The 15,675-nt window shown below is 44.8% G+C and carries 9 protein-coding genes; 6 read left to right on the top strand and 3 right to left on the bottom strand.

The genetic code is table 11. From position 1 onward, the window contains the following. Nucleotides 1-461: 461 nt before the first annotated feature. The 5 genes from DXB58_RS05010 to DXB58_RS04990 are packed head-to-tail and all read left to right on the top strand — an operon-like array spanning nucleotide 462 to nucleotide 8,394. Nucleotides 462-3,605, top strand: coding sequence for a SusC/RagA family TonB-linked outer membrane protein (locus DXB58_RS05010; RefSeq protein ID WP_255421134.1), 3,144 nt, complete (start codon nucleotides 462-464; stop codon nucleotides 3,603-3,605). A gap of 16 nt (nucleotides 3,606-3,621) precedes the next feature. After that, nucleotides 3,622-5,199, top strand: coding sequence for a RagB/SusD family nutrient uptake outer membrane protein (locus DXB58_RS05005; protein WP_122136095.1), 1,578 nt, complete (start codon nucleotides 3,622-3,624; stop codon nucleotides 5,197-5,199). 14 nt (nucleotides 5,200-5,213) lie between these two features. Beyond that, on the top strand, nucleotides 5,214-6,095 hold the full coding sequence (locus tag DXB58_RS05000) for a putative zinc-binding metallopeptidase (protein WP_122136094.1): 882 nt from the start codon (nucleotides 5,214-5,216) through the stop codon (nucleotides 6,093-6,095). Between the two features lie 13 nt (nucleotides 6,096-6,108). Continuing rightward, nucleotides 6,109-7,326, top strand: a complete 1,218-nt coding sequence (locus DXB58_RS04995; RefSeq protein ID WP_158571549.1) for a DUF4302 domain-containing protein — start codon at nucleotides 6,109-6,111, stop codon at nucleotides 7,324-7,326. Between the two features lie 6 nt (nucleotides 7,327-7,332). Beyond that, nucleotides 7,333-8,394 (top strand): BACON domain-containing protein, encoded by a 1,062-nt coding sequence (locus tag DXB58_RS04990; RefSeq protein ID WP_122136092.1) that lies wholly within the window; start codon nucleotides 7,333-7,335, stop codon nucleotides 8,392-8,394. Between the two features lie 302 nt (nucleotides 8,395-8,696). Here the strand turns inward: DXB58_RS04990 and DXB58_RS04985 are convergent, their stop codons facing one another. From DXB58_RS04985 to kduI, 3 genes are all read right to left on the bottom strand, one after another. Then, nucleotides 8,697-9,938 carry a DUF4861 domain-containing protein gene (locus DXB58_RS04985; protein WP_122136091.1) on the bottom strand — a complete coding sequence of 414 codons (1,242 nt, stop codon included), beginning with the start codon at nucleotides 9,936-9,938 and terminating at the stop codon, nucleotides 8,697-8,699. A 258-nt stretch (nucleotides 9,939-10,196) separates the two neighbouring features. Further along, entirely contained in the window at nucleotides 10,197-11,000 is an 804-nt protein-coding gene (locus DXB58_RS04980; RefSeq protein ID WP_004296873.1) for a gluconate 5-dehydrogenase, read from the bottom strand. A gap of 40 nt (nucleotides 11,001-11,040) precedes the next feature. Continuing rightward, the gene (kduI, locus tag DXB58_RS04975) at nucleotides 11,041-11,883 is read right to left on the bottom strand and encodes a 5-dehydro-4-deoxy-D-glucuronate isomerase (RefSeq protein WP_117933419.1); all 843 of its coding nucleotides are present in this window, start codon (nucleotides 11,881-11,883) and stop codon (nucleotides 11,041-11,043) included. 429 nt (nucleotides 11,884-12,312) lie between these two features. Between kduI and DXB58_RS04965 the strand changes: the two genes are divergently transcribed. Beyond that, on the top strand, nucleotides 12,313-15,675 hold the full coding sequence (locus DXB58_RS04965) for a TonB-dependent receptor (RefSeq protein ID WP_122136090.1): 3,363 nt from the start codon (nucleotides 12,313-12,315) through the stop codon (nucleotides 15,673-15,675).

Genomic DNA, 15,675 nt, shown 5'->3' with positions numbered 1-15,675 from the left:
ATATCCCAAAGAAAGTTTATAATCAATTTCAAACAACATATTGCTATTATTAATAAAACCAAACGTTTTCTTTGCGGAAATTGAGAAAAAAATTGCCACTAAATAGAAGTTTAATTATATAGAAAATAAGTATTGGTATTTTTAATGGAATTAAGATTTGGAAGACTAGTAAAATAATAAATAAGGATGAAAAATACCGACTTTAGGTATTGAATACGTTTCCCAAAATATAAAAATAAGCGATAAAAACTAGAAGATACTGAAATGGTAGTAAAAGAGGAACATCCCTATCATTATGCGACAGAAATACAATTATGGGCAACATTCATTTTTCTATAAATATTCGATATAGAAAAAAAGGTCAGGATACATACGTTTGAAGCATACTTACAAATAAAAGGGATGTAAATATCATTTTGATAGTTTGACACTTAGGAAATAGTATTGACTATTATTCCCCAATATATAAAATAGTATTAAGTTCTGCAAGGACTTTGAAAATCAGCTACATCGGCATGAAAACGGAGGAAGTTTCCATTAAGCCAGGGACAATGAAAGTAGTAATGAAGCCTGATGCGGAAATACTGCAAGAAGTTGTCGTCACCGGTATGCAGAAAATGGATAAGCGATTGTTTACGGGAGCGGCCACAAAGATCTCGGCCGAAAATGCCAAGCTAGATGGTCTCGCAGATGTCAGCCGTGCCTTAGAAGGACGGGCAGCCGGTGTATCTGTCCAAAATGTATCAGGAACATTCGGTACAGCACCGAAGATTCGTGTTCGTGGTGCCACCTCCATTTATGGTAGCTCAAAGCCTCTGTGGGTAGTAGACGGGGTTATCATGGAAGATGTGACGGAAGTAGGAGCTGATGATTTATCCTCCGGTAATGCGGAAACATTGATCAGTTCGGCCATTGCAGGTTTGAATGCCGACGACATCGAGAGTTTTCAGATATTGAAAGACGGATCGGCTACTTCTATTTACGGTGCACGAGCCATGGCGGGCGTCATCGTAGTCACCACCAAAAAAGGAAAAGCCGGGACCAACAAAATCAATTACACCGGTGAATTTACGATGCGCCTGAAGCCGCAGTACCGGAACTTCAACATCATGGATTCTCAAGAGCAAATGAGTGTTTACAGGGACTTGGAAGCAGCCGGCTACTTGAACTTCTCTGATTCGTACCGTGCTTCTAACAGTGGAGTATATGGCAAAATGTATCATCTCATCAACCAGTATAATGCTACAAACGGGACTTACGGATTGGAAAATACACCGGAAGCACGCATTGCCTTCCTCGAACAAGCGGAATATAACAATACGGATTGGTTTGACCTGTTGTTCAGTAACAATATATCCCAGAACCATGCCGTCAGTATGTCCACCGGTACGGAAAAAGCATCCTATTACACCTCACTTAGTGCCATGATAGATCCGGGATGGTCAAAGAAAAGCAAAGTTTCACGCTATACCGCCAATATCAATGCACTCTACAATGTTTCAAAACAAGTATCATTGAATCTGATTGGCAATGCTTCTTACCGTAAACAGGAAGCACCGGGAGCTTTAGGTTCGCAGTCGGACCCCGTAAACGGAGAAGTGAAACGCGACTTCGACATCAATCCCTATTCGTTTGCGCTGAATACTTCACGCACAATGGATCCAAATGAGTATTATGTACGCAATTATGCCCCGTTCAATATCTTTAATGAATTGGAAAATAACTATATGGATCTTCATGTAGTAGATATGAAGTTTCAGGCAGAACTGAAATGGAAACCTATTCATAAAGTAGAACTGTCTGCCCTGGGTGCTTACAAATATTCTACTACGACTCAAGACCATTATGTGAAAGATTACTCCAATCAGGCATGGGCATACCGCGCTATGGATGATGCCACGATGCAGAAAGCCAATCCGTGGCTATATACCGACCCTGACAAGGTGAACACACTTCCAGAAAGTGTGATGCCCGTCGGCGGGTTCTATCGCGAAACAAAATATGCCATGAACAGCTTTGACTTCCGTGGCACTGTAAGCTACAACGACGTATTCAACGAAAATCACATCCTGAACGTCTTTGCAGGTATGGAAGTAAACTCCACCAACCGCAACAAAACTTGGTTCAACGGAGTAGGTATGCAATATGGCATGGGACTATTGCCGGCCTATGACTATCTCTATTTCAAACAAGCGAACGAGGAAAATTCTAACTATTATACTGTGGATGAAACCCGTTCGCGGGAAGTGGCTTTCTTCGGAACAGCTACCTACTCATACCAAGGCAAATATACCATTAACGGCACACTTCGTTATGAAGGATCCAACAAACTGGGGAAAAGCCGCGCTGCGCGCTGGCTTCCTACATGGAACATATCCGGTGCATGGAACATGCACGAAGAAAAATGGTTTGAAAGTCTGCGCCCCACACTCTCTAATTTCACACTGAAAGCCTCCTACTCCCTGACGGCAGACAGAGGACCGGCTAATGTGAGTAATTCACTGGCAATTATCAATAGCTATAATCCGTGGCGACCCACCGCAAATGTCCAAGAGTCCGGACTGCAAATTAAAGAGTTGGAAAACAACGGACTGACTTATGAAAAAAAGCATGAATTGAACATAGGTGCAGATATAGGTTTCATCAACAATCGCATCAATGTAGCCTTCGACTGGTACCGTCGCAATAACTATGACCTGATAGGTGTCGTAAATACAGTCGGCGTTGGAGGGCAGATTTCTAAGTATGCCAATATGGCCAGTATGCGGTCACATGGAGTGGAATTTACCTTGTCGACACAAAACATAGTGACAAAGGATTTCAAATGGAATACGGATTTCATCTTCTCCAAAGCAAAAAATAAAGTCACCGATCTCAAATCCAATTCTACCGTTATGGAGATGATCAGCGGCAGCGGATTTGCTTTAGAGGGTTATCCGGTGCGCAGCCTTTTCTCAATGGATTTCCAAGGACTAAACGAAGAGGGTGTACCAACGTTCATCAATGAATCCGGTAAACTGACGACAAGCGACATTAACTTTCAGGACCGTGACCACAAAGCCCATTTGATATACGAAGGCTCAACCGATCCCACCATCACCGGTAGCTTCGGCAACGTGTTCTCCTACAAAGGGATCAAGCTAAATGTGTTCATCACATATTCTTTCGGCAATGTGATACGCCTAGACCCGGCTTTCCACAATAAATATTCAGATTTGGATGCTACACCCAAGGAATTCAAGAACCGGTGGATGACTTCCGGAGATGAAAAAACCACCAACATTCCCTCCATTGCTGATAAACGAATGAACACGCAAGACACCCGACTAAGCCGCGCTTACAACGCATACAACTATTCTACCGAACGGATAGCAAAGGGAGACTTCATTCGTATGAAAGAAATTTCATTATCGTATGATTTCCCCAAGTCATGGGCAAATCGGGTAGGGCTGTCTACGGCTTCAGTAAAACTTCAGGGTACTAACCTATTCCTGATTTACTCGGACGACAAACTCAACGGACAAGATCCGGAGTTCTTCAATACAGGTGGGGTGGCTGTACCTATGGCTAAACAATTTACTTTGACTTTAAGATTAGGAATTTAACAGGAGACAATACATTATGAAAAAGAATATACTTTATATCCTGCTGGTTGCTTCAATATCGGTATTCGTGTCGTCATGCAGCGATTTTCTTGACACGGTTCCCGACAGCCGCACGGAAATTGACAAAGGTGACAAGATCACCACCTTATTGGTATCCGCCTATCCGGACAGGTCACCGTTTTTTATAGCAGAAATGTCCTCTGACAATGTGATGGACAACGGTGCCCGGTTTGATGACATGAAATTACAGGAAGAGACCTACTTATGGGAAGACCCCACAGACAGGGAATCCAGCGATTGCCCTTACGATCTGTGGGAATCATGCTACAAGGCCATTGCTTCGGCCAACCAAGCATTGAAAAGCATTGAAGAATTGGGAGACCCCGATAACTTGTCCGCCCAGAAAGGGGAAGCGCTAGTGTGCAGGGCGTATGCGCATTTCGTACTGGCAAATATTTTCTGCATGCCCTATAATCCGCAGACAGCAGACAAGGAGCTGGGGATACCTTACTGCACAACACCCGAAAAGGAGGTATTCGTTCAGTATGAACGAGGTACACTGGCACAGACATATGAACAAATAGAACAAGATATCACAAAAGGATTACCCTTAATCAGAGATGCCATCTATAGTGTTCCCAAATACCATTTCAACAAAAAAGCAGCCAATGCATTCGCCGCACGGTTCTACCTCTTTTACCAGAAATGGAACAAAGTGATAGAACACGCCGACGCCGTCTTGGGAAGCAATCCCGTCACCTCTCTCCGGCACTGGACGGAAGACTTCGGAGAGTTGAGCCAAGTAGAAGATATCGCATCCAAATATATTTCGGAAAAAGTAGCTGCCAACTTGTTGATATCCCCGGTTTATTCGGAATGGGCCTACATAGCCGGACCATATAGCATATACGAGCGCTATGCCCACGGGATAGAGATATACAATACGGAGACGATCGGCACCCAAGGTCCCTGGAGCTGGAGAGGCGGTTCAGGATTGCTGTACTTCATTGGCGCCAACCAGCAAAAGAATCCATTCCCAAAGCTGATAACGTATTTTGAATATACGGACAAAGCAAACGGCATCGGATTCAACCACGCAGTAAATGTGACGTTTAGCGGTGACGAAATACTCCTTTGTCGCGCGGAAGCCTATGCAGTGGGAAAGCATAACTATGCACAAGCATTGGCCGACATCAATCAGTGGATAGTATACAACAGCGATATGAGTCAAGATACGGGAACCGACCTGACACTATCTGCCTTAAATGAATATTACGACGCCCTTCCGTATGCTCCTGCAAAAATTGATTCACGTGATCAACGGAGCGTAAAGAAGAAACTGAACCCTGAAGGATTCACCGTGGCAGCCGGAACGGAAGAGAACCTGATACAACTGATTCTCCAGTTACGCCGCCTGGGTGGAATCCAAGAGGGAATACGCTGGTATGACCTGAAACGTTATGGCATTGAATTTTCTCACAACCACGCCACAAGCTCGTCTACCGTATTGAAGAAAGACGACCCACGGCGTGCCATCCAATTGCCTCAAGACGTTATCAATGCGGGAATGCAACCTAATCCTAGAAACAATTAAAAAAGAGAATACGTATGAACTATTTTAAATATATAACTATCATCCTGTTTGCCATTTGCGGGCTAAGTGCTTGCAGTGAAGACGATCTGGACGATCGGAGTATCTTTGAAGGTACTGCCATCCAAAGAGCAGAATTTGACAACTGGCTACTGAACAACTACGTATATCCCTATAACGTAGACTTCAAATACCGGCTGGAAGACCATGAATCCGACCAAAAATATAATTTGGTGCCGGCTGAATTTCGCAAATCCGTAGCCATAGCCAAGTTGGTGAAGTTCCTATGGATCGACGCTTACATCGAAGTGATGAACAACGATCGGGAATTTATCTGCACATACGGTCCGAAGATGATTCACTTAATCGGTTCTCCGGCTTATGAAGAAGGGCAAATTGTGCTGGGTACGGCAGAGGGCGGATTGAAAGTCACGCTGTACAACGTAAATGCTCTTGATCCGGACAACCCGGACATAGAAGTGCTTAACTTCTGGTATTTCAAAACCATGCACCATGAATTTGCGCATATATTGCACCAGACAATAGAGTTTCCACAGGAGTTTTATGAAATATCCACCGGTAAATATACGGGGGGAAGCTGGGTGAACTACACAGATGAAGAAGCTTTGAGAAGAGGATTCATCACAGCTTATGCCAGCAACGAAGTGCATGAAGACTTTGCCGAAACGATATCCAACTTTGTCACTCACGATGAGGCTTGGTGGAATGAGCAGATTGAGATTGCCGGTGATGGAGCCCCCTACATTGAGCAAAAGCTTGAACTGGCACGTACCTATATGGCAGAAACGTGGAACATCGATTTGGATAGCCTGCGAGACATCGTTCAAAGACGTTCTTCGGAAATTACAAACTTGGATTTGGTAAACCTAAACGATTAAAAGTATGAACTATATGAAACATTTATATAACATCAGCCTTCTGCTGGCCGTATTTGTTTTTGCGGCATGCTCTCCCGAAGTGGATGAGTTGTTTAACGAGACAGCATCCGAGCGCATCAATAAAGCCATCAAAGAAGACTTAAACATATTGCAAAGTGCCAAAAACGGATGGGTGATTGAATATTACCCCTCTCCCACAAAAATGTATGGAGGATACACCATTCTGACTTCTTTCGACGATAAGAAGAACGCAACGGTGTCATGCGACCTCTTTGCCAGCGACAAGAAAGTGACCAGCCTGTATGACGTAAAGCAGAGTACAGGTCCGACATTGACTTTCGATAGCTACAATGAGATATTCCACCTGTTCTCCGAGCCTCTCAATAACTTGGGTATCGGTAGTTCGGGTAAAGGAATGGAGGGCGATTATGAATTCCTCATATTGGAGTGTACTCCGGAGAAAGTGATGCTCAAAGGTAAAAAGACCGGTACAACGATGCTGATGACTCCACTGCCCGAAAACAAAACATGGAAAGAGTATTTGGACGAAGTCAAGGCAGTTTCCAAAGAGGCGTCCCCTGCCCTGTATGATGTAAAAGTAGGAACTGAAAAGAAATATGACGTGGAACAACTGTACCACAAATTTGTGCTAACCCACGAAGACGGTACACAAGAAGATCTTCCGTTTGTCTACACCACAGATGGAATCAAGTTCTACGAACCGATAGATTTGGGTAATGCGCAGATGCAGTCACTGACTTGGGATAAAGAAAGAAAGGCCTACGTTAATGGAGATATAGCCATGGAAGCCTTCATTCCGGAAGGATATAAGCCATACGATGAATACCTGGGAACGTACATGTTTTATTACAACAGTACGAAAAAAGTTACTCTTAGTCGCGTAGAAAACGATCCTTTCAACACACTCTATATCATGAAAGGATTTCCCACCGACATTCTGATGACTTATGATGCTGCCTACGGCAGGATAACTCTTCAGACGCAACCTCTGTACGGTAATGTTTATCTGTGTGTCTGGGGGCTTGCTGCTGGCGGAAACCTTACCAATCTGTCCGGAGCCGGAATGGTTGGCATCAATGACAATAATGGTGTCATTAACTTTAAAGATAACGGAGTATGGGGTAATACAGATTCATTCATCGCTTATGACTTTAAGACACACCAAAGTGTTTTCCAAATCCCTTACGTAAAAAAAATGGTTAAACAATAAAAGGTTATGAGAATAAAGAATATATATGCATTATGCTTGGCGTTGTGTGGCTTAGCGATAGCGGCTGCATGCTCTGATGAAGAAAATGACCATCTGATTCCTACGCCGAAGTTTGAGATCATCCAGTCCACCAATATCGATTTGTCGGCTAAAGGGGGTGAAGCAACCATAGAGTTTATATCCGAAGGTGCGGAAATAAAAGCCAGTGTAGATGCTAACTGGTGCCGGATAAAGGAGATTACGGATAAGAAAGTGACAGTAACAGTGGACGTGAATGCAGGATATCCGAGCCGTACCGCTGCTATCATACTGTCAGATGGCCAAACAAACCGGAAGGTAGCCGTTTTACAGCAAGGTGCCGTGTGGATCTATAATCAAAACGAAACAAAGCTATTTGTAAGAGACATTGCAGGTGACGTGTTTGTGGAGACATCCGGAACATTCCCTATTGAACTAGATATTCCTGAAAGTGCCAAGCAATGGATAGCAGGAGAAGTGACAGATACCGGATTCAAGCTGTCTGTGCAGGAGAATACGACAGACAGTCGCCGCACCGCCTCCTTCAAGGCCAAGATGAACAATCGTGAAGTGGAATACACAGTCATACAATGCAGTGTTACCGATTACATGGGTAGATGGAATGGAGAAACACAAGTCATAGGAGAAGATTTCGGAATCTCCGGTTTGTTCTCATTAGCCGGTACAACAGTCGAGGAGAGTAAGACGGAGGGTGAATATCTGATTACCGTTCCAATGGATATGCTTGCAGAGGGTCTAACGATGGAATTGACCGCCGTTTATGACAAAGGCGAATTTGTAGTTACCACTCCTCTTGCCCAACCTATAAGTACATCCGGAATGTCCGGATACCTCATTGCCGCAGATCAGGGTGGAGGTTTATATTTAAGCGCAGATATTGCTCTGGTTCCCTCCATCAAAAACGGAGTGGTCACGCTGACTTATGACGATGCGGGCTTATTCTTTGTCATCGGATTCTTCAAAGGCAGCAGTTATCAGGGATACCCGATTCTGTTCCCCACTTTTACGATGCAGAAGTCCTTGAAATAACATTGTTTTGGATAGTATAAAGCGAGCGCGCTTCAACAAGTTAAATCGTATAGTCCCTTAAGGAAGATTTAGCTTTACATTAATTATTTTAGAACAGCCGTTTTGTGATAAAACGGCTGTTCCTTTTTATGATTGGGCAAGAGTAATCTGATATACTTTTTCGCTACCATATTGTTTACTCCCACAATACTCATGCACATATATTTTCAGTATTATCTCTTTCTATGTGCTACCCATGTTCTACCAAATAATCGCCCCCTAATCAGGGAAATTAGTATGTTTTACATCTTTCCCAGGATTAATTAATATGCCACCGCCAACGGAGTACGCAATTTCTGCGCATATTCAGCCATATATTTATTCCAGGCATCCGGAGTCTTGATAGCAGCCTTATCCCAGGCAGATCCCCAGTAATAAGTATATTCAGAACCCGGCTCATATTCGCTGATAGCGAGCACATGACCGTCGGCTCCGCCACGATCTTTCTTTTCCTTTTCGGAAAGAAGAACCACTTTCGCCTCTTTTACCTGCGCAGGGAATGCAGCACCGACAAATATCTTACCATTCGCACCGCTACGGTCAGTTGTAGGATCTACATAAGTGATATAGCCATTTGCAGCATCTGCCACAACCGCACCGTCCGGTTCACGCAACACAAGTCCCGTAGTTACCGGCATTGCTTCTTTCAAATTGGTATATGAAACAACTGTTTTATTCAGATAAGAACCTGCATCCAAGGAGATGACGCGTGTTTCCACCACGTTAGAATCTCCACGGACCACCAGCGGATTAAACTCCAGCTTCACCGTGAAACGCAACGGACCATTATCAAGGATTTCCTGTGTGCGATAGCAGTAAGGATAGATAATAGTGTCACCTGCCATCAAAGCGGCAACGCCGGCACCCAATGTGGGTCCTACGGCATAGCAATCCATACCGTATCCATGATCGATATGGTAAGAGATGGCATTCTGCAATTCGGAAGCGGCTTTCGGGTCTGTCTTTTTCAGTTCGGCTATCTTGGCACGCTTTTCAGGATTGAGCTCTTCAGCATACAGAGATTCCAAAATCGGTTCCGTAGTGTTATACTTCGTAAAAAGATCGTAGCCGAAACCACGTTCTCCACGAGCCTGCAAAGCAGGACCATAAGCACGGAATCCGCCAAGATCATTCTCCCAGGCAACGTCGTCCAGACGTTCGGGGTAGTATTTACCGCAAGCAATGACATCAAAAGGTGCCGGTGTGCCCGGTTGAATGGTATAAGTAACCGCACTGTTTGCCCCTACCGTAACGGGGAAGACCACCTTCTCATCATACGTCACCTGATAAGGCACTTGCTGACCGTCGACGTCAAGCACCACAATCTGTGCCGTATCCGCCAGTTTCAATTTAGCGACCACATCGCTCATCGGCACTTCAACCATCTCCCCTGCCCGTTCAAGAGCCAAAGGATTGGTCACTGTGACTGTCATTGACTGCTTGCTGTCGGCACAAGAAGCAAAACCGATCAAGGCTACAGCAAACAGAATTAATATCTTTCTCATAATTAGTCTACATTGAATGAATAACATATACTTTGCAAATCAGAGGCTATTATATCCGGCATGTTGGATATATAGATCCAACGCGTCAGCTATATATATCCAACGTGTTGGAGCTATATGTTCAACACGTTGGGCATATATGTCCAATAAATCGGCCATATAGCTCCTGCAAAGGGAATAATAAAAAATAAGGTGACAGATGAAAAGAGGATGCTCTTTGCCATTCTATCACCTTACCAGAATCTCTTCTATCTTATATTATTTCGGTTGTTTTCCGATATAAGCAAGAATACCACCATCTACGTAGAGAATGTGACCGTTAACAGCGTTAGAAGCTTCAGAAGCAAGGAACACGGCAGGACCTGTCAATTCTTCCGGATCCAACCAACGACCGGCAGGAGTCTTAGCGCAGATGAATGAATCGAATGGGTGACGGCTTCCGTCTGCCTGCGGCTCACGAAGAGGAGCAGTTTGCGGAGTAGCGATGTAACCCGGGCCGATACCATTACACTGGATGTTGTATTCACCATATTCAGAACAGATATTGCGAGTCAGCATCTTCAAACCACCCTTAGCGGCAGCGTAAGCAGATACAGTTTCACGACCCAATTCAGACATCATAGAACAGATGTTGATGATCTTACCTGCGCGTTTTTCCATCATAGCCGGCAAAACAGCCTTAGCAACGATGAACGGAGCATTCAAGTCGATGTCGATTACACGACGGAAATCAGCAGCATCCATCTCGTGCATAGGAACACGACGGATAATACCTGCGTTATTTACAAGGATATCAATTGTACCTACTTCTTTTGCAATCGTAGCAACCATCGCCTGAACAGCCGGTTCGTCTGTCACGTCGCATACGTAACCGTGAGCTTTGATACCTTTTGCAGCATAAGCAGCCATACCTTTGTCTACCAACTCTTGATTGATGTCGTTAAAACAAACTTTAGCGCCTTGTTCTGCAAATGCAGAAGCAATAGCAAATCCGATACCATAAGAAGCACCTGTAACGAGAGCTACTTTACCTTCCAAAGAAAAATTCAAAAACTGATTCATAATTCTTTTTGTTATTAAATTAGGAAAACTATTGTAGTTGTTATTTCAAATCTGTAATCAACGAGAAGTCCTGATCGCTGTAGTCAAGGTTCTCGCCACCCATTCCCCAGATAAAAGTATAGTTGTGGGTAGCAGCAGCCGAGTGGATTGACCATTCGGGTGAAAGAACGGCCTGATCGCCTTTCATCCATACGTGACGCGTCTCGCCTACCTCACCCATGAAGTGGCAGATAGCATGATCTTCGGGAATTTCGAAATAGAAGTAGGCTTCCATACGACGGCTGTGTACGTGGGCCGGCATTGTGTTCCACACACTTCCCGGAGCGAGTTCCGTCATACCCATCTGCAACTGGCAGGTAGGCAACACCTGATTCACCAACATCTTATTGATGTTGCGGTGATTGGAACCTTCCAAAGAACCCATTTCGGCTACTACGGCATCGGCTTTCGTCACCTTACGGTCGGGATAATTGCGATGTGCAGTCAGTGAGTTGAAGTAGAATTTAGCAGGATGAGCAGCGTCTTTGCTTTCGAAAGTCACTTCGCGGTCGCCCGAACCCAGATAAAGAGCTTCTTTATAGTCCAGTTCGAACTCTGCGTCGCCTGCTTTCACAATACCGGGACCGCCAACATTGTAGATACCCATTTCGCGACGGGTGAGGAAGAACGGAGCCTTCAGCGGATCAATCGCTTCGAGCGTCAGCACCTCTCCTACCGGAAGCGCACCACCTACCACCATACGGTCGTACATGGAATATACCATATTTACTTCATTGGGGACAAATATCTTTTCGATTAAGAAATCTCTGCGGATTCTTGTTGTATCATAACTTTTTGCATCTTCCGGATGCGCAGCATAGCGAATTTCATAGTTCGTTTTCATACCTTATTTATTTATAGTTATTGAATAAGTTCTCTTTCTACGTGCACTTCGTTTACGTACACGATGCAAAAATAGCAAAAGAAAACGGGTTTACCTTGCAATTTTGTTCCAATTATCCACCAAAAATGTCCAGAATCCGTGCAATGTATACTTTTTTAACGAACTATAATACGTTTTGGGAGAGATTTCTACTTAATGCAATGAAAAAAAGAAAGAAGCCTCTATCTCTCGAGCCGCAAGAGCAAATAATATAAAATATGGAACAAGAAAAAGCATCTAATTTGCCAATTCAGCTAATAATTAGCAGTCTACACCGTTAAAATTGCATAAATAGGAGGCAATGTATTATAACACTAATTATAATATATTAGTTTTGTAAATGTTTAAATAAGCAAGCAAAATCAACAAATACGTCAAGATATACAACTTATGACAATTATTAAAGGACGGACAGAAGATACTTTAATAAAGATAGGAGTGATATGTATTTACATGCTTCTATCCATTAACCTAGCTTTTGCCCAAACAAAAAATATAACAGGAATCATCATTGATGAGGAAAGCCGGGAACCATTGACAGGTGCTTCCGTCACAGTGAAAGGCAGTCGGCAAGGCTGTATTTCAGATCTGGATGGAAAGTTTACCCTTCAACAAACCCTCCCCGGACAGCAAATGCTGGTTATTTCTTACATAGGATACCAAACCATCGAAGTGCCTGCCCGGCATAATATGATGGAAATCCGGTTGCGTCCGAACGTGAACGAACTGGATGAAGTAGTAGTGCAGGTAGCGTATGGCACTGCCCTCAAAAGATCAATTACCGGGGCTGTTTCCGTAGTGGACAGTAAGCAAATCGAAATGCGTCCGGTCAGTTCTGTTATCTCCGTGCTCAACGGAGCAGTACCGGGGCTACAGATAATTGACGGAGTGGGGCAGCCTGGCATCGAAGCGGAAGTCCGGATCCGGGGATACAGTTCGGTGAACGGAAGCAATAAGCCGCTTTACGTGGTAGACGGTATGCCCTATACGGGATGGATCACCGATCTTAATCCGGCAGACATAGAAAGTGTCAGCGTACTGAAAGATGCTGCTTCATGCGCATTATATGGTAGCCGGGCTTCGAATGGCGTGATTTTAATTACTACCAAAAAGGCGAAGAAACAGGGAGTTTCCCTTCAACTGGACATTCGCCACGGTTTCAGCGCGCGTGGACAGGGTGATTACGAGCGTATGAATGCCAATCAATTCATGGAAACGATGTGGCAGGGCTATCGCAACCAGCTTATCAACAACGGCAGTAGCCCCGAAGAAGCGACCATCGCCACCAACAATGACATTATCAGCAAAGTAGGAATCAACATCTATAACAAAGCCGATAATGCTCTTTTCGACGCAAACGGTCATCTGGTATCCGACGCCCGGATACTGGACGGATATAAGGACGATCTCGACTGGTATTCTCCCTACACACGTAACGGTCACCGCCAGGAATACAACCTAAGCGGAGAATCCGGCAATGAAAAGAACCGGATCCGTTTCTCGCTAGGTTATCTTAATGAAGACGGATATACCAGGAAGAGTGATTTCAATCGTCTTAGCGGCTCACTCAACGCTGACTTCACCCCACGCCCATGGCTCAAGACGGGCTTGTCGCTCGGAGGCACGCACCAGAAAACGAACTGGGATATAGGAGCCGCCGGAAGTGCGCAATCCAATAACTTGTCGAATGCATTTTACTTTGCACGGAGAATAGCACCGATCTATCCGGTGCACCTTCATTATACAGAAGATGTATTTGCAAGCGACGGCTCATTGCTTCATTCCAAAGGAGATTATATCCTGAACGAAGAAGGAGGAAAACAATATGATGACGGTTCGGAAAGCCGTTCGGAATCGGATGCCGCCAGCAATGGACGCCATCTGTTGTGGGAAAGCGAAAAGAACAAGCTGTGGAACGCTGCCAATACCTTGCAAGGAAATGCCTATGTGGACGTTTCTTTCCTACGCGATTTTACATTCTCATTGAAAGGCAATATCAGCCTGCGCAATATCGAGGATAGCCAATACGGAAATGCGGAAATAGGCGCTTACAAGGACACTGGTTTTATCAGCAAGATCGATCAGGAATATAAGGAATATACCCTGCAACAGCTACTGGCATGGAAACACCAGTTTGGCAGGCATTTCGTAGAATGGATGGTGGGGCACGAGAACTATGATTACAAGCTTAATTTCGACGCCATACAGAAAAAGAATGAGAGTTTCCCCGGAATAGACGAACTTTCGAATTTCACCACCACAACTTACAGTGAGGGGTATAAGGACACCTATCGTACAGAGGGTTACTTCACACGGGCCCGGTATGACTACAACGAAACTTATTTTGCCGAGGCTTCTTTCCGGCGCGACGGTTCCTCCATCTTTCATACAGATCATCGCTGGGGTAACTTCTGGAGCATAGGTGTCGGCTGGATGCTTTCCAACGAAGCGTTCCTGAAAAACGTGTCGTGGCTGAACCGTCTCAAGTTAAGGGTTTCTTACGGGCAAGTGGGAAACGATAACTTTGGAAGCAGCAACGGCCTGTACCAGTGGATGTCTCTCTACGGCTCTGCCGTCAACGGTGGGGAAGCCGCTTACTACAAAGTGCAGAACGAAAACCCAGAACTGAAATGGGAAACGAATTCTTCGCTGAATATCGGTCTGGAAACTCGTCTTTTCAACCGTGTGAACCTAAGTTTCGAATACTATAACAAGCATTCGGACGACTTGCTGTTCAAGTTTATCCAACCGCTATCTGCCGGTGCCACTGACTCATCGACTGGTCTTTCCACCGTCTGGCGAAACATTGGAGACGTTTCCAATAAAGGATGGGAATTCTCTGCCGACGGGGATATCATCCGCAACCGGGAATGGGAATGGAATGTAGGTCTGAACCTTTCCAAAGTGAAAAACAAGATCGGAAAACTACCGGATAAAGATCGGGAAGAGGGAATTACGAACGGAGATTTCCAGAAGTTCAAAGAGGGACACAGTATTTATGAATTCTGGCTGTACCAGTATGCTGGCGTAGACCAGATGACAGGTCGCAGTGTATATCTACCGGATTTCAACGCTTATTACATTGCCGGAGAGGATGGAAAAACACCCGTAAACGGAGAAGAGAACACCGAGGGCAAAAATCCGATTCCGACAGACAGTTGGGTGGACATCAACGGACAATATTATACAGGCGACCCGAGATATGCACGCAAAGACTGGTCGGGCAGTTCGTTACCGAAGATAAACGGCTCGATCAACACCTCTCTCCGCTGGAAAGACCTGACTTTGTCCGCCCTGATGATTTTCAGTTGCGGTTCCAAAGTCTTCGACCAGCCTTATCAGACTCTGACATCGGTAGGCGTACATTCATTGACTCCCGATTTACTGAATGCATGGACAGCAATCCCCGAAGGCATGACGCCCACATCGCCCAACCGTCTCGATCCATCGGGTATTCCGCAAGTGAATCTGGATGCAACGATCAATGGATACAACAGCCAGAAAGCATCTACACGCTATATTGTAAGCGGCGACTATCTAAGCATCAAGAACATCACCCTCTCCTATCGCCTGCCCGCCACATGGAGCAAACGATTGACACTCGGTGGCATCCGTTTGCATGCTGCCATAGAGAATGTCGCCCTGTTCAGCAAACGCAAAGGGCTGAACCCGGTACAGACCTTTGACGGAATCGTCAACAATTATACGAGTATCGCCCGTGTTTTCTCGTTCGGAGTCAACATTAACTTATAG

It is taken from the genome of Bacteroides sp. OM05-10AA, assembly GCF_003439055.1.
GTDB lineage: Bacteria > Bacteroidota > Bacteroidia > Bacteroidales > Bacteroidaceae > Bacteroides > Bacteroides intestinigallinarum.
Note: the sequence above shows the minus strand (reverse complement) of the source record. Positions and strands in the feature narration are given on the sequence as shown.